Source organism: Paraburkholderia pallida (genome assembly GCF_004524855.1).
Classification (GTDB): Bacteria; Pseudomonadota; Gammaproteobacteria; order Burkholderiales; family Burkholderiaceae; genus Paraburkholderia; species Paraburkholderia oxyphila.
This window is the reverse complement of the sequence record NZ_CP038148.1, coordinates 2,521,778-2,541,147: the sequence shown is the minus strand read 5'-3', so window position 1 is coordinate 2,541,147 and position 19,370 is coordinate 2,521,778. Positions and strand designations below refer to the sequence as shown.

Here is a 19,370-nt window from a genome sequence, read left to right as displayed (position 1 = left end):
GTGAGTTCAAATGCGGTGGCTCGCGCACCCGGGAGCGGGCGCGCGGACGGAAGTGGCTTTACTGCTTGAGCGAGCGGCAGAAGTCGACGATGCGCTGCGCGCCCTCGATGCACTCCTCGACGTCGGCGACGAGCGCCATGCGGACGAAGTCTTTGCCGGGATTCGCGCCATGCGCTTCGCGCGCGAGATACGAGCCCGGCAGAACCGTAACATTATAGTCGGCGTAGAGGCGCTGGGCGAACGCGGTATCCGTAAGGCCAGTATTCGCGACATTGGCCCAGAGGTAGAACGCGGCGTCGGGCAGCTTCACGTCGAGCACGCCGGCGAGCAGCGGCGTTACCGTCGAAAACTTCTGCACGTACTTCGCGCGGTTCTCGCGCACGTGCGCCTCGTCGCCCCAGGCGGCAATGCTGGCGCTCTGCCAGACCGGGGACAGGGCCGAGCCGTGGTAGGTGCGATAGAGCAGGAACTGCTTGAGCAGCGCCGCATCGCCGGCGACGAAGCCCGAGCGCATGCCGGGTGCGTTCGAGCGCTTCGAGAGGCTCGAGAGCATGATCAGGCGCTCGAAGCCGCGGCCGAGCCGGTGCGCGGCTTCCAGGCCGCCGAGCGGCGGATGCGCTTCGTCGAAGTAGATCTCCGAGTAGCACTCGTCCGAGGCGATCACGAAGCCGTAGCGATCGGACAGCGCGAACAGCTCGCGCCAGTCGTCGAGCGTGAGCACGGCGCCGGTGGGGTTGCCCGGCGAGCATACGTAGAGCAGCTGCGTGCGCGCCCAGACGTCTTCAGGCACCTGCGAGTAGTCGCAGGCGAAGTTGCGCTTCGGATCGCTGTTCACGAAGTACGGCTCGGCGCCCGCGAGCAGCGCGGCGCCTTCGTAGATCTGGTAGAACGGATTCGGACAGAGTACGATCGGCCGCTTTGCCGGGTCTTTGGCGCCCGGCGTGGGGTCCACGACGGCCTGGGCGAGTGCGAAGAGCGCCTCGCGCGAGCCACACACGGGCAGCACTTGCGTGGCCGCATCGACGGCGGGCAGGCTGTAGCGCTCGGTCACCCATTTCGCGATCGCCTCGCGCAGCGCGGGGCTGCCGGCCGTGGCCGGATAGGCCGAAAGGCCGTCGAGCGAGGCGACGATGGCGTCGCGGATCAGCGCGGGCGTCGGATGTTTCGGCTCGCCGATCCCGAAGCTGATAGGGCGCAGGCTGGCATTCGGCGCGACGTCCTTGAAGAGCGCACGCAGCTTTTCGAAGGGATAGGGCTGGAGAGTGTCGAGTAGCGGATTCACTGGCTTGGCGGGCGAAAAGCGAAGACGGGTAGACGGATGGACAGCGCGCGGCGCGATGGCCGGCATCGGCGCTTCGGTTCCGGCGACGACGTGGCCATGTTAGGGCCGGGGTTTGCGGCTGCCCGCCGGTGCGATCCGGCATGGGTGGCGTGGATCGCGGCGGCGCAGCGCCTGTCGTGCGTCGGGTGTGGCTGCTGCGGCTGGAAAGCGTGAATTATAACTTGGCGCTGCCGCGCCTGCGGGCGCTTGCATGAGCGCGCAGGCGAGGCAAGTGGCGGTGGGCGCGGATCCGCCGGGCTTGCTGGAGCCGGCCGAGTGGTTCAAGCGCTGCATGGCGCACGAGCTGGCGCAACAGGCGGGAAATCGGGAACGGGAAAAAAGGACAGGTATGCAGTCTGGAAAAAGGCCGGTGCGCGCTGCCTGCGCATCGGCGCGGCGCAGGAGGACAGGGCGATGAGCACGGGCCTGAAGACCGGGTGGCCGACGCTCGCCATCATGATCGGCGCTTCGGTGTGGGGCGTGGTCTGGTATCCGTTGCGCACGCTGGCGGGCCTGGGCCTGACCGGCACAGCCGCCGGGGCGGCGACCAGCGCCGCGGGGTGCCTGTTCGTGCTGCTGCTGCGCCCCCGCTCGATCGCCACGGTGCGCTGGCACTGGGTGCTGCCGATGCTCGGCCTGGCGGCGGGCGTGACCAACATCGGCTTCGTGTGGGGCGCGATCCACGGCGAAGTGATGCGCGTGCTCCTGCTTTTCTACCTCACCCCGGCGTGGACGGCGATCTTCGCGCATTTCATCCTGCGCGAGCGCCTCACGTGGTCGGGCGCCGCGCTTTCCGCGCTGTCGCTCGCGGGTGCCGTGCTGATGCTGTGGTCGCCGAAGCTGGGCCTGCCGCTGCCGGCCAGCCTGGCCGAATGGGCGGGGCTCGCGGGCGGCATCGGTTTCGCGATGAGCAATGTGCTCGTGGTGAAGACGAGCCGCGTGCTGCCGCAGATGAAGCCGGAGATGCGCACGGCCGTGATTTTCGGCGGGGCGGCGATCTTCGGCGCGCTGGCGTCGCATTTCGAGCCGATGCCGGTGCTGCATGCCGGCGAGCCGCTCGCACGCATCGTGCTGCTCGTACTCGTGCTCGGCCTGCTGCTCAGCTCGAACAACATGCTCGTGCAGTACGGTCTCGCGCGCGTGCCGGCGAACCGGGCCTCGATCATCATGCTGTTCGAGCTCGTGGTGACAGCGCTCTCGTCGTGGCTGCTCGCGGGCGAGACGCCGGGGCCGCGCGAATGGGCGGGCGGCGCATGCATCGTGCTGGCCTCGGTGCTGTCGAGCTGGGTGCACCGCGCGCAGGACGCGGGCAAGCGCACGGAGCATGAAACGTGCGAAAAGCACGAAAGGCACGCGAGCGCCGACGCCAGCGCGATTGCCCATGCACAAGCGTGCCCCATCGATGAAAGCGGGAACGGCGACGGCGGCGCCAATGACACCGGCGGCCCCCGCGCTTCGGCGCGCAGCGGGCAAAATGGCGCGCGCACGATGGTATGATTGCCGCTGATCCTCGCCGGCCGGGCGCGCACATGCCGCCTGGCGCGGCGAGCCGTGGCGGCTGCCCGACTTGCCCAAGATGCCCGAAGCGCGTGCGCCATGTGGCGCGTCGCTGCGCCGTGCGACCCCCGATGAGGTCGACGGCACGTGGCCTGCGGCGCGGGCGGTCCCGTTCACTCTTCCTATTCAAACAGCGATATCGCCGTGCGTCTGACTTCGATTAAACTCGCTGGCTTCAAATCCTTCGTCGATCCCACGCATTTCCAGGTCCCGGGCCAACTCGTCGGCGTGGTCGGGCCCAATGGCTGTGGCAAATCGAACATCATCGACGCCGTGCGCTGGGTGCTCGGCGAATCCCGCGCGTCGGAGCTGCGCGGCGAGTCGATGCAGGACGTCATCTTCAACGGCTCCACCGCACGCAAGCCGGGCAGCCGCGCGAGCGTCGAACTCGTGTTCGACAACGCCGACGGGCGGGCCGCGGGCCAGTGGGGCCAGTATGCCGAGATCGCCGTCAAGCGCGTGCTCACGCGCGACGGCACCTCAAGCTACTACATCAACAATCTGCCGGCGCGCCGGCGCGACATCCAGGACATCTTCCTCGGCACCGGCCTCGGGCCTCGCGCGTACGCGATCATCGGGCAGGGCATGATCGCGCGCATCATCGAGGCGAAGCCTGAAGAGCTGCGCGTGTTCCTCGAAGAGGCCGCGGGCGTCTCGAAGTACAAGGAGCGCCGCCGCGAGACGGAGAACCGCTTGCACGACACGCGCGAGAACCTCACGCGCGTAGAGGACATCGTGCGCGAGCTCTCGACAAACCTCGAGAAGCTCGAAGGCCAGGCCGTGGTCGCGACGAAGTTCCGTGAGCTGCAGGCCGAAGGCGAAGAAAAGCAGCGCCTCCTGTGGCTCTTGCGCAAGAACGAGGCGGCCAGCGAGCAGCAGCGCCAGCAACGCGCGATCGAGCAGGCGCAGATCGACCTCGAGCGGCACACCGCGCAACTGCGCGAAGTCGAGGCGCAGCTCGAAACGCTGCGCGTCGCGAACTATGCGGCAAGCGACGCGATGCAGGGCGCGCAAGGCGCGCTCTATGAGGCGAATGCCGAGGTGAGCCGCCTCGAAGCGGAAATCAAGTTCATCGTCGAGTCGCGCAATCGCGTGCAGGCGCAGATCGCGGCGCTCACGGCGCAGCGCGAGCAATGGCAGGTGCAGGCGCAGAAGGCCCAGGACGACATCGCGGATGCCGAAGAGCAGCTCGCGATGGGCGAAGAAAAGGCGGCTATCGCCGAAGAGCAGGCGGCGGCGAAGCAGGAAGCGCTGCCCGCGCTCGAAAACCGCTGGCGCGATGCGCAGGCTCAGCTCAATGACGAGCGCGCGGGTATCTCGCGCACCGAACAGGCGATCAAGCTCGAGGCCGCGCATCAGCGCAACGCCGACCAGATGCTGCAGCAGCTTCAGCAGCGCCACGAGCGCCTGAAGTCGGAGCAAGGCGGCCTCGACGCGCCCGACGAAGCGCAGCTCGAAGAGTTGCGCATGCAACTGGCCGAGCAGGAAGAGATCCTGCGCGAAGCGCAGGAACGTCTTGCCGACGCGCAGGACACGGTGCCGCGCCTCGATGCGGAGCGCCGCGCCGCGCACGAGCGCGTGCAGGCCGAAGGCGCGCAGATCCATCAGCTCGAAGCGCGTCTCGCGGCGCTCAAGCAGCTGCAGGAGAACGTGCAGACCGAAGGCAAGATCCAGCCATGGCTCGAGCGCCATGAACTGGGCGCGCTGCCGCGACTGTGGAAGAAGCTGCACGTCGAAGCCGGCTGGGAAACCGCTCTCGAAGCCGTGCTGCGCGAGCGCCTGGCCGCGCTCGAAGTGTCGAACCTCGACTGGGTAAAGGCCTTCGCGACCGACGCGCCGCCGGCCAAGCTCGCGTTCTACGCGCCGCCGCCGGCCGGGCAAGCGCCGGCCGCGCCCGCGGGGCTCACGCCGCTGCTCTCGCTCGTGCGCATCGACGATGCGGGCTTGCGCGCGGTGCTCAACGAATGGCTCGGCACGGCGTTCGTCGCTACCGATCTGGCCGAAGCGCTTGCGAAGCGCGCGCAGTTGCCGGAAGGCGGTGCGTTCGTGGTGAAGGCCGGTCACACGGTCACGCGCGTCGGCGTGCAGCTCTACGCCGCCGATTCGGAGCAGGCGGGCATGCTCGCGCGCCAGCAGGAAATCGAGAATCTCACGCGTCAGGTGCGCGCCCAGGCGCTGCTCGCCGACGACGCGCGCGCCGCGGCCGTACGCGCAGAGGCGGCGCACACCCAGGCGGCCCAGGCGCTCACCGAAGTGCGCCAGCAGGCCGAGCGTGCGACGCAGCGCGTGCATGCGCTGCAGATGGAGGTGCTCAAGCTCACCCAGGCGCACGAGCGCTATACGGCGCGCAGCACGCAGATTCGCGAGGAGCTCGAAGAGATCCGCGCGCAGATCGAAGAGCAGCGCGCGTTGCGCGCGGAATCGGAGGCGAACTTCGAGCGCCACGACGTCGAACTCGCGGAATTGCAGGCGCGCTTCGAAGACAACCAACTGGCGTTCGAGGCACTCGACGAGGAATTGGGCGCCGCCCGCAACGAAGCGCGCGATCTCGAGCGCGCGGCCGGCGATGCGCGTTTCGCGGCGCGCAACATGGCCAACCGCATCGAGGAGCTCAAGCGCAATATCCAGGTCGCGCACGACCAGAGCGAGCGTGTGGCCGTCTCGCTCGAAGACGCGCGCGCGGAACTGGAAACGATCAACGAGCAGACCGCGCACACGGGGCTGCAGGATGCACTCGAGATTCGCGCGGTGAAGGAAGAGGCGCTGCGCGCCGCGCGCGCCGAGCTCGACGACCTCAGCGCGAAGCTGCGCGCGGCCGACGAGACGCGCCTCACCGCGGAGCGCGCGCTGCAACCGCTGCGCGATCGCATCACCGAATTGCAGTTGAAGGAGCAGGCCGCGCGGCTGAACGGCGAGCAGTTCGTCGAGCAACTGCAGGCCGCGGGCGTGGACGAAGCCGCGCTGCAGGAGAAGCTCACGCCCGAGCTCAAGCCACCGTATCTGCAGGGCGAAGTCACGCGCATCAACAACGCGATCGCGGCGCTCGGGCCAGTCAACATGGCCGCGCTCGACGAACTGGCCGCCGCGAAGGAGCGCAAGACCTTCCTCGACGCGCAGTCCGCCGACCTCACGAGCGCGATCGAAACGCTCGAAGACGCGATCCGCAAGATCGACCAGGAAACGCGCACGCTGCTGCAAGGCACCTTCGACGAGGTGAACCGGCATTTCGGCGACCTGTTCCCGCGCCTGTTCGGCGGTGGCCAGGCGAAGCTCATCATGACCGGCGACGAGATTCTGGACGCCGGCGTGCAGGTGATGGCGCAGCCACCGGGCAAGAAGAACTCGACGATTCACCTGCTGTCGGGCGGCGAGAAGGCGCTGACCGCCACGGCGCTGGTGTTCGCGATGTTCCAGTTGAACCCGGCGCCGTTCTGTCTGCTCGACGAAGTGGACGCGCCGCTCGACGACGCGAACACGGAGCGCTTCGCCAATCTGGTGCGCGCGATGTCGGACAAGACGCAGTTCCTGTTCATCTCGCACAACAAGATCGCGATGGAGATGGCGCAGCAGTTGATTGGCGTGACGATGCAGGAGCAGGGTGTTTCGCGCATCGTTGCGGTCGACATGGAAACGGCCGCTGGTTTCTCACAGAATACGGCCTGATGGTCTGAACTGCGGGCCCGAACAGCGGGTCTGAATAACGGCGCGCGGCGCGCGACCGGCAACGCCTGCGTTTTGCGAGAAGGCGGCTGTCGCGAATGCCGCTGTCGCCACGCACGCGGTGCACGCGTCCTCGAAGGACGAGGCGCGCCGCCGGAAAAGAATTGCAGATGGAGCATGCATGGATCAGTTGACTCTCGGGTTGATCGGCGCGGGTGCCGTGGTCGTCGGGGGCGTGGTGGTGTACAACGCCTGGCAGAGCGCCAGGGTGCGCCGGCGCATGCCGCGCCCGATGCCCGAGGAAGCGGCCGAGGCGCCGCTGCGCGATGACCTGAACGAGCAGAGCCCGTTCATCGAGCCGGCCCGCGCGCCGTCCAGGCGCGAGCCGTCGCTCGCGGGCGCCAGCGCCGCCGAGGAGCGCGTGGAGCCGGGCTTCGGCACGGCCGCGCCGGCCGACACGCCGGTGGATATTCAGGCCGAGAACACCTCGCCGAACGGTTTCCCGGAAGCGGAGACTGAGGAGACTGAGGGCAACGAGCTGCCCGCGTCTTCCACGGAGCACGGCGAGCAGCGTGATGAAAAGCGTGAAGAGAAGCGCGACGCAGACGAGCACGAGCGCGTCGAGCCGGTGCTGCCTGCCGCCACGACGATCTCTTCCGCGCCGCCGGCCATCGTCGATCGACGCATCGACTGCATCGTGCCGATCCGGCTTGGCGGGCCGCAGCCCGGCGAGCGTGTGATTCCGCTTGCGCAGCGTCTGCGCCGCGCCGGCAGCAAGCCGGTGCACATCGAAGGCAAGCCCGAAGGCGGCGATGGCTGGGAGCTGCTGCAAAACGGCGTGCGCTATGAAGAATTGCGCGCGGCCGCGCAACTGGCGAACCGTAGCGGGCCGCTGAACGAGCTCGAGTTCTCCGAGTTCGTCGCGGGGGTGCAGCAGTTCGCGGATGCGCTCGACGGCCTGCCGGAATTCCCCGATATGACGGAAACCGTCGCGATGGCCCGCGAGCTCGACGGCTTCGCGGCGCAGTGCGATGCCCAGTTGTCGATCAACGTGCTCTCGGACGGCGCGCCGTGGTCGGCGAACTACGTGCAGGCGGTGGCGGCCCAGGACGGCTTGCTGCTCTCGCGCGACGGCACGCGTTTCGTGAAGCTCGACGCTAAGCAGAGCCCGGTGTTCATGCTGCAGTTCGGCGACACCAACTTCCTGCGCGACGACCTCACCTACAAGGGCGGCCAGATGATCACGCTGATCCTCGACGTGCCCGTGGCCGACGAAGACATCCTGCCGTTCCGTCTGATGTGCGACTACGCGCGCTCGCTCGCGGAGCGCATCGGCGGGCGCGTGGTGGACGACCAGCGCCGGCCGTTGCCGGAGTCGGTGCTGCAGTCCATCGACAAGCAGCTCATGACGCTCTACGCGAAGCTCGAGCAGGCCGGCATTCCGGCAGGCTCGGCGGCGACGCGGCGGCTCTTCAGCCAGTAAGGGCAATAGCGTAGCTAACGCACGAGGCGCGGCGCCAACATGGCGCCGCGCTTTTTTTATGCGTGGTGCAAACGCGAACGGATCGGGCAGTGCGGCCATGGGTGCCGGGCGCCGTTCGATGCGGCGGATATGTTGCGGTGCGATCAAGTTCGCATCGGGCAGGCACGGCGTCAATACGATCGTGCTGGCGTTGGCCGTTCGGCCAGGACGTACGCGGGCGCCGTTCGGCGGCGCACGAAGCTGGCCGCTCGGCCGATGCCACGCAAGTGGCTTCCTGAGATAATCTGACAATCTCATCCACTCAGAAGAAGCCGCCCCCAGCATGGTCCGTTCTCCCGCCCGTCCTCCCGAAGAATCCACTGCGGCGCAGCGCGCGGCGTGGTTGCGCGCCGAACTCGAGCGCGCCAATCACGCGTACTACGTGCTCGACCAGCCGGAGCTGCCCGACGCGGAATACGACAAGCTGTTCCGAGAGCTGCAAGGCATCGAGGCCGGGAACCCGGAGCTCGTTTCGCCCGATTCGCCCACTCAGCGCGTGGGCGGCGAGGCGGCGGCCGGTTTCGAGCCGGTGTTGCACGACGTGCCGATGCTCTCGCTCAACAACGGCTTCGCGGACGAAGACATTGTCGCGTTCGACAAGCGCGTGGCCGACGCGCTCGACAAGCCCGAAGGCGACCCGGTCGAGTACGCATGCGAGCTGAAGTTCGATGGCCTCGCCATCTCGCTGCGCTATGTGGACGGCGTGTTCGTGCAGGCCTCCACGCGTGGCGACGGCACGACCGGCGAGAACGTCACGGAAAACGTGCGCACCATCCGCTCGCTGCCGCTGCGCCTGAAAGGCAACCACGTGCCGAAAGTGCTCGACGTGCGTGGTGAAGTGCTGATGTTCCGCCGCGACTTCGACCGCATGAACGAGCGTCAGCGCGAAGCGGGCCACAAGGAGTTTGCGAACCCGCGCAATGCGGCGGCAGGCAGCCTGCGCCAGCTCGATCCGAAGATCACCGCGCAGCGGCCCTTGTCGTTCTTCGCTTACGGGATCGGCGTGCTCGAAGGCGAGCCCATGCCCGCCACGCACAGCGAGCTGCTCGACTGGTACGCGCAAATGGGCTTGCCGGTGAACAGCGAGCGCGCGGTCGTGAAGGGCGCACAGGGGCTACTGGACTTCTTCCGCGCCGTGGGTGAGAAGCGCGATGCGCTGCCTTACGACATCGACGGCGTGGTCTACAAGGTCAACCGCCGCACGGAACAGGACACGCTCGGCTTCGTCTCACGCGCGCCGCGCTTCGCGCTCGCCCACAAATTTCCGGCGCAGGAAGCGCTTACGAAGGTCGTCGCCATCGACGTGCAGGTGGGCCGCACCGGCGCCATCACGCCGGTCGCGCGGCTCGAGCCTGTGTTCGTGGGCGGCGCGACCGTCACGAACGCCACGCTGCACAACGAAGACGAAGTGCGCCGCAAGGACATCCGCATCGGCGACACGGTCGTGGTGCGCCGCGCCGGCGACGTGATCCCCGAGGTCGTGAGCGCGCTCCTCGAGCGCCGCCCCGCGGATGCCCGCGAGTTCGTGATGCCCACCGAGTGTCCGGTGTGCGGCTCGAGCATCGAGCGCCTGCCCGACGAAGCGATCGCCCGTTGCACGGGCGGCCTCTTCTGCCCGGCGCAGCGCAAGCAGGCGCTGTGGCACTTCGCCCAGCGCCGCGCGCTCGACATCGACGGTCTGGGGGAAAAGATCATCGACCAGCTCGTCGACCAGAATCTGGTGCGCACGCCGGCCGACCTGTTCAATCTCGGATTCTCCACGCTGGCGGAGCTCGAGCGCATGGCGGACAAGTCGGCGCAGAATCTGCTCGATTCGCTCGAAAAGGCCAAATCCACCACGCTGGCGCGTTTCATCTACGCGCTCGGCATCCGCCACGTGGGCGAATCCACGGCGAAGGATCTGGCGAAGCATTTCGGCTCGCTCGACCCCATCATGGACGCGTCCATCGAACAACTGCTCGAAGTGAACGATGTCGGCCCGATCGTGGCCGAGTCGATTCATCAGTTCTTTGCGGAAGAACATAACCGCACCGTTATCGAGCAACTGCGCGCACCGGGCAAGGTCAGATGGGCGGACGGTCCGCCCGCGCCGAAGGCGCCGGTGGGCGTGCTGGCGGGCAAGACGGTGGTGCTCACCGGCACGCTGCCCACGCTCAAGCGCGAAGAGGCGAAGGAGATGCTGGAAGCGGCCGGCGCGAAGGTGGCTGGCTCGGTGTCGAAGAAGACCGACTACGTGGTGGCGGGCGCCGACGCGGGCAGCAAGCTCGCGAAAGCCGAGGAACTCGGCGTGCCGGTGCTCGACGAAGAAGGGTTGCACAAGCTCCTGGAGGGGCACACGACATGATTCGCGAAATTCTCAGGATGGGCGATCCGCGCCTGCTCGGCATCGCCAGACCGGTCGACCATTTCGATACGCCCGAGCTGCACGAACTGATCGCCGACATGTTCGACACGATGCACGCAGCGAATGGGGCGGGGCTCGCCGCTCCGCAGATCGGCGTCGACCTGCAGGTCGTGATCTTCGGCTTCGAAGACAACGAGCGCTACCCGGAAGCGCCGTCGGTGCCGCGGACGGTGCTGATCAATCCGGTCATCCATCCGCTCTCGCACGACATGGAAGAGGGCTGGGAAGGCTGCCTCTCGGTGCCAGGCATGCGCGGCGCGGTGAGCCGCTATTCGATGATCCGCTATGAAGGCTTCGACCAGTTCGGTAATCCCATCGAGCGTGTGGCGGAAGGTTTTCACGCGCGCGTGGTCCAGCACGAATGCGACCATCTGATCGGCAAGCTGTACCCCATGCGGATTACCGACTTCTCGAAGTTCGGCTTCACCGACATCCTGTTCCCCGATCTCGACCCGAAGAGCGACGATTGAGAACGCTCGTGTACGAAAGCCTCCGCGCATGAAAAACGGGAGCCACACGGCTCCCGTTTTTTGTTACAGCCGTCCGCCCGCGATGCGCGAGCTTCAGCGGCTTCAGAAGGCTTCGTCCGCCGACAGATAGCGCCATTGCCCTTGCGGCAGCGCGCCCAGCAGCACGCGGCCCATGCGCACGCGCTTCAGACCCACCACCTTCAGCCCGACCAGTTCGCACATGCGGCGGATCTGACGCTTCTTGCCTTCGCGCAGCACGAAACGCAGTTGCTCGCCGTTCTGCCAGCTCACCATCGCGGGCTTGAGCGGGACGTCGTCGAGCGAGAGGCCGTGGCGCAGCTTCGCCAGCAACTCGGGCGGGAAGTGCTGGTCGACTTCGGTCTCGATATCGTCGTAGGTGACGCGCACGAGGTATTCCTTGTCGATATCGGAGCTCTCGCCAATCAACTGCTTCGCCACGCGACCGTCCTGGGTCAGGACGAGCAAACCCGTCGAGTCGATGTCGAGGCGGCCCGCCGGCGCGAGCGTCCGCAGGTGTTGCGCCGAAAAGCGGATGCCCGAGTGGTCGCCGTCCCAGTGATTGTCGGCAGTAATGAGCGTGGCTGCCGGCTCATAGCCGTCTTCGGCCTGACCCGAGACATAGCCCACCGGCTTGTGCAGCAGGATGGTCACCTGGCGCGCCTGCGCGGCGAGCGCGGCGGGGTCGACTTCGATGCGCTGTTCCGGCGTGACTTTCGCGCCGAGCGTGTCGACGACTTCGCCGTCCACATAGACCCAGCCTTTCTCGATCCATTCGTCGGCCTCGCGGCGCGAGCACAGGCCCAGCTCCGACATGCGCTTGGACAGGCGCAGCGCATTGTCGCTGTCGACTTCCGCGCGTGTTGCGCGCTGCGGCGCCTGGTCGGCGTCCTTGGCGAAGGATTTCGGCCCGGGTTTGCGTGCACGCGTGTCTTCCGCGCCGCGTCGCTCGCCTGCGTTGTCCCCGGAGGAATTCACCGGGCGCGCGAAGCCGCGGTCGTTGCGCGGGCGCCGTTCGTCGGAGCCTTCGTCGCGGCGAAACGCGGGGCGATCGCCACGCGGTGCGGCTCCCGGTGCGCGGCGCTCGGCCGGGAGCGCGCGGCGTTCCTGGTTTTCGCCGCGTGGGCGGCCGGGGCGTCGGTCGTCGTTGTCGTCGCGGCGCGCGGGGCGGCGTTCGCCGCCTTCGTCGCGTGAGCGGAAGGGACGCTGGCCTGTGTCATCGCCGCGGGGCGTGAAGCGGCGCTCGCCACCTTCGTCGCGCGAGCGGAAGGGGCGTCGTTCTTCGCCCTCGCCGCGGGGCGTGAATCGGCGTTCGCCACCTTCGTCGCGTGAGCGGAAGGGGCGCTGGCCTGCGTCGTCGCTGCGACGCGCGGGGCGGCGTTCGCCGCCTTCATCGCGTGAGCGGAAGGGACGTCGTTCTTCTCCCTCGCCGCGGGGCGTGAAGCGTCGCTCGCCGCCTTCGTCGCGCGAGCGGAAGGGACGCTGGCCTGCGTCGTCGTTGCGGCGCGCAGGACGGCGTTCGCCACCTTCATCGCGTGAGCGGAAGGGGCGGCGGCCCTCGTCATCGCCGCGGGGCGTGAAGCGTCGTTCGCCGCCTTCATCGCGTGAGCGGAAGGGACGCTGGCCCTCGTTGTCGCCACGGGGCGTGAAGCGTCGTTCACCGCCTTCGTCGCGAGAGCGGAAGGGACGTCGTTCTTCACCCTCGCCACGGGGCGCGAAGCGCCGTTCGCCACCTTCATCGCGTGAGCGGAAGGGGCGGCGGCCCTCGTCATCGCCGCGGGGCGTGAAGCGTCGTTCGCCACCTTCGTCGCGTGCACGGAAGGGGCGTCGTTCTCCACCCTCGGCGCGGTCGCCCGGGCCACGTCGCCGGTCATCGCCTTCTGGGCGGCGCGCGAAGCGGCGCTCATCGCCTTCGCCGCGGCCACGCGCAAAGCCGCGCTCATCGCCTTCGGGGCGGCGTGCCGGCCGCGCCTCGCGGTCCCACGATTTGCCGGCGCGCGGCGCGTCGCCTCTGGCGCCCGAATCGCGGCTGCGACGCTCGTCGCCATAGCCGCCGCCTTCGCGCGGCGCGCGAGCGGGACTGCCCGACGCATCGCGCTCACGCGCCGTCGCCGGTTTCCCGGAAGTGGGTTTCCCACCCGGCTTCGCCGTGGACGGGCGCGCCTGTGCGGGCCGCCCTTCAGCCGGCCGCGTCTCAGCAGGCCGCACCGGCTTGCGGGCGGTCGTGCTGCCGCGGCGGACGGGGGCGCGTTCGGGCGTGGTCGGGCGCGGATGTTTGGCTGTCAGTTTGGCTCGCATGGTTCTACGTCTTTCGCTGTTGCATTCACACTGCTATCGCGCGCAGCAGTTCGGTTTCGACGCGGATCTGCTGGCGGTTGTCGGACAATCCCGAGCCGTCGAGCAGAAACACGTCCTCCACGCGCTCGCCGAGCGTATTGATCCGCGCCGCCTGGACGCCGATGCGGTGCTCGGCCAGCACGCGCGCGATGGAATAAAGAAGGCCCGGCCGATCGTTCGCCGACACGGACAGGATGTAGTATTGGCCGCGCTCGTCGGCCCGCAGGTCGACGCGTGGCGTGACCGGGAAAGTGCGCGACAGGCGCGAGAGCCGCCCTTTGGACGGCTCCGGCAGCGGATTGCCCGACGCACTGAGGCGCTGGGCGAGTTCCTGCTCGACCAGGTTCGCGATATCGCGGTAATGCACGTCGCCCTCGGTGTGAGCGACGATAAAGTTGTCGAGCGCATAGCCGTGGCGCGTCGTACTCACGCGCGCATCGAGCACGGACAGGCCGCTGCGGTCGAAATAGGCGCACATGGTGGCGAACAGGTCCGGCCGGTCCTTCGCGTAGACGAGCACTTGCAGCGCCTCGCCAACCGGCGAGGGCCGCGCACGCACGACGGGCGAGGGCGTCTCCACGTGGCGGTAGAGCACGCGCGTTTGCCACGCGATGTCGGCGGCGTCGTGGCGCAGGAAATAGCCGACGTCGAGCTTGTCCCACAACCCGCGGTGCGCATGCTCCGGCACCGTTTCGAGGCGCAGCAGCGCAAGCGCCAGCTCCTGGCGCGTCTTGAGCTCGGAATGCGCGTCGGGCTCGGCGCCGCCGAGCACGGCGAGCGTCGAGCGATAGAGATCCTCGAGCAGCTTGCCTTTCCAGTTGTTCCAGACCTTGGGGCTCGTGCCGCGAATATCGGCGACGGTCAGCAGATAGAGCGCCGAAAGCCGCCGCTCCGTGCCCACCAGGTCGGCAAAGCGCTTCACCACTTCGGGGTCGCTCGTGTCCTGCTTCTGGGCGACCTGGCTCATGGTCAAGTGTTGCTGCACGAGCCACACGATCAGGTCGGCGTCTTCGCCCGTGATGTCGTGCTCGCGGCAAAACCGCCGGGCGTCGGCCATGCCGAGTTGCGAGTGGTCGCCGCCGCGCCCCTTGGCGATGTCGTGAAAGAGCGCCGCCACATAGAGCACCCAGGGCCGCTCGAAATTGGCGATGATCTGGCTGCAGAACGGGTACTCATGCGCGTGCTCGGCCACGGCGAAGCGGCGGATGTTGCGCAGCACCATCAGGATGTGCTGATCGACCGTGTAGACGTGATAGAGGTCATGCTGCATCTGCCCGACGATGCGCCGGAAGTTCAGCAGATAGCGGCCCAGCACGCTCGTCTGGTTCATGAGCCGCATGGCATGCGTGATGCCCGCGGGCTCCTTGAGGATCGCCATGAAGAGACGGCGGTTTTCCGGGTCGCGGCGCCAGTGCTGATCCATCTTCTCGCGCGCGTTGTACAGCGCGCGCATGGTGCGCGCCGAGAGACCCTTCACACCCGGCACTTGCTCATACAGCAGGAACGCTTCGAGGATCGCATGCGGTTCGCGCTCGAACACGTCGTCGGTCACGATCTCGATCATGCCCTGTTTTTCGACGAAGTGATCCGAGAGGGTGCGTGTGATGCCGCTCGTGCTCGGGAAGAGCTGCGCCTCGATGTTCTGGATCAGGATGGTCGAAAGCTGCGTGACGGCCTTGGCGGCCCAGTAGTAGCGGCGCATGAGCTGCTCGCTCGCGCGCCGCGCCGCGCTGGCCGAGTAGCCGAAGCTTTCGGCCACGCTCGTCTGCAGGTCGAACACGAGGATGTCCTGGCGGCGGCCGGCGAGCACGTGCAGGCGCGCGCGCAGCGTCTTCAGGAACGCCTCGTTGCGGCGCAGTTCGCGCGCCTCGCGCTCGGTAATGAGTCCGCGCTGATCGAGCTCTTTCCAGCTGCTACCAAAAGCCGCGGCTTCCGTGACCCAGAGGATCAACTGAAGGTCGCGCAAGCCGCCGGGGCTTTCCTTGACGTTGGGCTCCAGCGCATAAGGCGTGTCCTGGAAGCGCGCATGGCGCTGGCGCATTTCCAGCACTTTCGCCTGAAAGAACGCGCGCGGGTCCATGGCGTCGCGGTAGCGCTGTGCGAAGTCGCCGAACAGCATCGGGCTGCCCGTCAGGCGGCGCGCTTCGAGTAGCGATGTGCGCACGGTCACGTCGTTGGCGGCCTCTTCGAGGCATTGCGAGACGCTGCGCACGCTGCTGCCGATCTCGAGTCCGAGGTCCCACGCAAGGCCGATGAAGCGCTCGATGCGCGATTCCAGTGGCGCGAGTGCTTCGTCGTCGGGGAGCAGCACGAGAATATCGACGTCGGAGTACGGCGCGAGCTCGCCGCGCCCGAAGCCGCCCACGGCCACGAGCGCGAGCGAGGCCGGCAGCTCGCAGAGGCTCCAGGCGCGGCGCAAGGTGTCATCGGTGGTGCGGGCCAGCGCCCGCATCAGCGAATCGACGTTGGACGCGCTCTTGAAGCGTTCGAGCAACACGGCCTTGGCGGCCTTGTAGTCGGACTTCAGCGACGACGTATCGGGTGCGGCGACGGCGGGAACGCTCATGGGCTTCGATGCTGTTGGCGCGGTTGGAGGGAGGCCCGGCCGCGCGCGCGGACTGCCGGGCGGCGGACCGTGCGCTCGCGCGATGATGCCGGTTTGTGCCTGGGTGGTACTAGAACTAGAGTGGTGCCTGGGTTCTGCCTGCTCGCCGCCGGATTGGTGCCTGATCGCAACGGCTCTGCCGCGTGAGCGCGTGACGCGAAGCTGGCGCAGCGTGCCGCGGCGGGACGCGCTGCGCCTTGCCCGATCAGGCCGCGGTGCCCGCCATCTGCGCGACGATCGCCGGCTTGGCCGGCGTGCCCGCCGAAACCGTCAGCACTTCATAGCCCGTCTCGGTCACGAGCACGGTGTGCTCCCATTGCGCCGAGAGGCTGCGGTCCTTGGTCTTGACCGTCCACTGGTCTGGCATGGTGCGGATCTCGCGGCGGCCCGCGTTGATCATCGGCTCGACGGTGAAGATCATGCCGGGCAGCAGCTCGACGCCCGTGCCGGGGCGGCCGTAGTGCAGCACCTGCGGCTCGTCGTGGAACACCGTGCCGATGCCGTGACCGCAATATTCGCGCACGACGCTGTAGCCCTGCGACTCGGCGTAACGCTGGATGGCATGGCCGATATCGCCCAGATGGCCGCCCGGGCGGATCTGGTCGATGCCGAGCCACATGCATTCATAGGTGGTCTGCACGAGGCGCTTCGCGAGAATCGATCCTTCGCCGACGATGAACATGCGGCTCGTGTCGCCGAAATAGCCTTCCTTGATCACGGTGATGTCGATATTGAGCGTGTCGCCGTTCTTCAGCGCCTTGTCGCCCGGAATACCGTGACAGATCACGTCGTTCACCGAGGTGCAGATGGCCTTCGGGTAGGGCGGGTAGCCGGGCGGCTGATAGTTCAGCGGCGCGGGCACCGTGCCTTGCACGTTGGTCATGTATTCGTGACAAAGCCGGTCGAGCTCGCCCGTGGTCACGCCTGCTACGACGAACGGCGTAATGTAGTCGAGCACCTCGCTCGCCAGCCGGCAGGCGACGCGCATCTGCGCGATGTCGTGTTCGTTCTTGATCGAAATGGCCATGGTGTGCGCCCGAAAATGCAGTCGAATATCAAATTATCGCACCTTATCCACACGGTCGCAGGCTTTTGAGTCGTGTGGCCGGCGCGGTGACGCGCGCCGGCGCACTCTTTCCGAGGGTAATAGCTGGCTTGAGTGCGGTCAGTTTTACGTGCTATAATCTTCGGCTAAGTCGCTCGGTGTATCTTTCGAAAGAAGGGTGCAGGAGTCGATTATGCCTGTTGTCGCCGCGGGCAAAAAATATCGGCGTCAAGTGTTTGTAGAAATTGTTGAAATCGCAAGCCGGCGCACCCAGGGTGTCGGGCGCGCCAGTCCTGAAAGAGGGCGGCGCACCGATACGGCAGCCGGCTTAAGACCCAACCCTAGCGGAGAATTGAAACATGGCAGTTACCATGCGCCAAATGCTGGAAGCCGGTGTCCACTTCGGTCACCAAACGCGCTTCTGGAACCCCAAGATGGCCCCGTTCATCTTCGGTCATCGCAACAAGATTCACATCATCAACCTCGAAAAGACGCTGCCGATGTACAACGACGCGCTGAAGTACGTGCGTCAACTGGCAGCGAACCGCGGCACGATCCTGTTCGTGGGCACGAAGCGTCAATCGCGTGACACGATCGCTGAAGAGGCAAACCGCGCAGGTATGCCGTTCGTGAACGCACGCTGGCTCGGCGGCATGCTGACCAACTTCAAGACGCTGAAGGTTTCGATCAAGCGCCTGAAGGACATGGAAGCAGCCGTGGAAGCGGGCGAGCTCGAGAAGATGAGCAAGAAGGAAGCGCTCCTGTTCGAACGCGAAATCGCCAAGCTGCAAAAGTCGATCGGCGGCGTGAAGGACATGGGCGGCATTCCTGACGCAATCTTCGTGGTCGACGTCGGCTATCACAAGATTGCCGTGACGGAAGCCAACAAGCTGGGCATCCCCGTCATCGCCGTGGTCGACACGAACCACTCGCCGGAAGGCATCGACTACGTGATCCCGGGCAACGACGACGCCAGCAAGGCTGTCGCGCTCTACACGCAAGGCGTGGCTGACGCGATCCTCGAAGGCCGTGCAAACTCGGTGAACGAAGTGGTTGCAGCTGTGCGCGGCAACGACGGCGACGACGAGTTCGTCGAGGTCAACCCGGAGGCGTAAGCTGCCCCCGTGTCCGGCAAGAAAAGGGGGCTTTCTATAGGCCCCTTTTTTTTAAGCCGTGGCGTTCGAAGCCGCGTCATATTGGCGGCACCGTAGTCCTGTAGAAGCAGCTGTAAAAAAGCGTTTCAGCACGGCATTTACGGAAACGAATTCCTGCTGGCCGCATCGAACCATGCGGCTGGCGCGTACCAGACAGATTCAAGGAGCGAATGATGGCGGCAATTACCGCAAGCATGGTGGCAGAACTGCGCGCGAAGACCGATGCGCCGATGATGGAATGCAAGAAGGCGCTGACGGAAGCCGACGGCGACCTGGCACGCGCTGAAGAACTCCTGCGCGTGAAGCTCGGCAACAAGGCGAGCAAGGCTGCATCGCGCGTCACGGCTGAAGGCGTGATCGCTTCGTTCATCGGCGGCAACGCTGGCGCCGTGGTCGAACTGAACTGCGAAACCGACTTCGTCGCGAAGAACGACGACTTCCTCGCGTTCGCCAACACGGTGGCCGAACTGGTCGCCACGCAAAACCCGGCTGACGTCGCTGCGCTGTCGGCTCTGCCGCTGGAAGGCTCGACGGTCGACGCAGTGCGCCTCGCACTGGTTGGCAAGATCGGCGAAAACGTCTCGATCCGCCGTTTCGCGCGCTTCGAAACCGCCAACAAGCTGGCTGCGTACCTGCACGGCACGCGCATCGGCGTGCTGGTCGAGTACACGGGCGCTGAAGAGCAGGTCGGCAAGGACGTCGCGATGCACGTCGCCGCGATGAAGCCGGTCTCGCTGTCGTCGGACGACGTGCCGGCCGAGCTGATCGCCAAGGAGCGCAGCATCGCCGAGCAAAAGGCTGCCGAATCGGGCAAGCCGGCTGAGATCGTCGCGAAGATGGTCGAAGGCTCGGTCCAGAAGTACCTGAAGGAAGTCTCGCTGCTGAACCAGCCGTTCGTGAAGAACGACAAGCAGACGATCGAGCAGATGCTCAAGGCAGCGAACAGCTCGGTGCAGAAGTTCGCGCTCTTCGTCGTCGGCGAAGGCATCGAGAAGCGTCAGGACGACTTCGCAGCCGAAGTGGCCGCACAAGTCGCTGCTGCAAAGCAGCAATAAAGGCCGCGCAAGCCTTTAAGCAAGCCGTACCGCAGTAAAAGCATCACCGCAGTACCGTAGCAAGCCGCGGCGGAGCTTTTCCGCCGCGGTGGGCAGCATAGCGACGCCCGATGTAGCGGCGCCTTGCGCGGCGGACTCCCGCCGCGCCCCGTGGCGCAAATCTTCGCTATTCTGGCGGCGCTTGCCCCAAGCCGTATTTCACCCCTACAGTTTCAAGTTATT

General features: G+C 66.8%; 11 protein-coding genes. 7 read left to right on the top strand and 4 right to left on the bottom strand.

The features are described 5' to 3' along the window. Positions 1-58 precede the first annotated feature (58 nt). Positions 59-1,348: a succinyldiaminopimelate transaminase gene (gene dapC, locus E1956_RS11475; RefSeq protein ID WP_134748946.1), complete on the bottom strand. Its 1,290-nt coding sequence runs from the start codon at positions 1,346-1,348 to the stop codon at positions 59-61. Positions 1,349-1,735: 387 nt separating this feature from the next. On the opposite strand from dapC, the gene E1956_RS11470 reads away from it, so the two are divergent. The 5 genes from E1956_RS11470 (at position 1,736) to def (ending at position 10,934) form a co-directional block, all read left to right on the top strand. After that, on the top strand, positions 1,736-2,818 hold the full coding sequence (locus E1956_RS11470; RefSeq protein WP_134748944.1) for a DMT family transporter: 1,083 nt from the start codon (positions 1,736-1,738) through the stop codon (positions 2,816-2,818). A 204-nt stretch (positions 2,819-3,022) separates the two neighbouring features. Beyond that, positions 3,023-6,541 (top strand): chromosome segregation protein SMC, encoded by a 3,519-nt coding sequence (smc, locus tag E1956_RS11465; RefSeq protein ID WP_134748942.1) that lies wholly within the window; start codon positions 3,023-3,025, stop codon positions 6,539-6,541. A 178-nt stretch (positions 6,542-6,719) separates the two neighbouring features. Beyond that, on the top strand, positions 6,720-8,021 hold the full coding sequence (locus E1956_RS11460; protein WP_134748940.1) for a cell division protein ZipA C-terminal FtsZ-binding domain-containing protein: 1,302 nt from the start codon (positions 6,720-6,722) through the stop codon (positions 8,019-8,021). A 322-nt stretch (positions 8,022-8,343) separates the two neighbouring features. Next, positions 8,344-10,404 carry an NAD-dependent DNA ligase LigA gene (gene ligA / locus E1956_RS11455; protein WP_134748938.1) on the top strand — a complete coding sequence of 687 codons (2,061 nt, stop codon included), beginning with the start codon at positions 8,344-8,346 and terminating at the stop codon, positions 10,402-10,404. Then, entirely contained in the window at positions 10,401-10,934 is a 534-nt protein-coding gene (gene def, locus E1956_RS11450) for a peptide deformylase (RefSeq protein ID WP_134748936.1), read from the top strand. Before ligA ends, def begins: the two co-directional genes overlap by 4 nt. A gap of 102 nt (positions 10,935-11,036) precedes the next feature. Here the strand turns inward: def and E1956_RS11445 are convergent, their stop codons facing one another. The 3 genes from E1956_RS11445 to map form a co-directional block, all read right to left on the bottom strand. Then, on the bottom strand, positions 11,037-13,250 hold the full coding sequence (locus E1956_RS11445; RefSeq protein WP_134748934.1) for a pseudouridine synthase: 2,214 nt from the start codon (positions 13,248-13,250) through the stop codon (positions 11,037-11,039). A gap of 25 nt (positions 13,251-13,275) precedes the next feature. After that, complete coding sequence (locus E1956_RS11440) at positions 13,276-15,855, bottom strand: [protein-PII] uridylyltransferase (protein WP_134748932.1); 2,580 nt, start codon at positions 15,853-15,855, stop codon at positions 13,276-13,278. Between the two features lie 244 nt (positions 15,856-16,099). Continuing rightward, positions 16,100-16,921, bottom strand: a complete 822-nt coding sequence (gene map, locus E1956_RS11435) for a type I methionyl aminopeptidase (RefSeq protein ID WP_134748930.1) — start codon at positions 16,919-16,921, stop codon at positions 16,100-16,102. Positions 16,922-17,298: 377 nt separating this feature from the next. Here map and rpsB point away from each other — a divergent pair, with 377 nt between their 5' ends. Together rpsB and tsf are read left to right on the top strand one after the other, a co-directional pair. After that, positions 17,299-18,054 (top strand): 30S ribosomal protein S2, encoded by a 756-nt coding sequence (rpsB, locus tag E1956_RS11430; RefSeq protein ID WP_112172807.1) that lies wholly within the window; start codon positions 17,299-17,301, stop codon positions 18,052-18,054. Between the two features lie 212 nt (positions 18,055-18,266). Further along, complete coding sequence (gene tsf, locus E1956_RS11425; RefSeq protein ID WP_134750539.1) at positions 18,267-19,148, top strand: translation elongation factor Ts; 882 nt, start codon at positions 18,267-18,269, stop codon at positions 19,146-19,148. Positions 19,149-19,370: the final 222 nt, after the last annotated feature.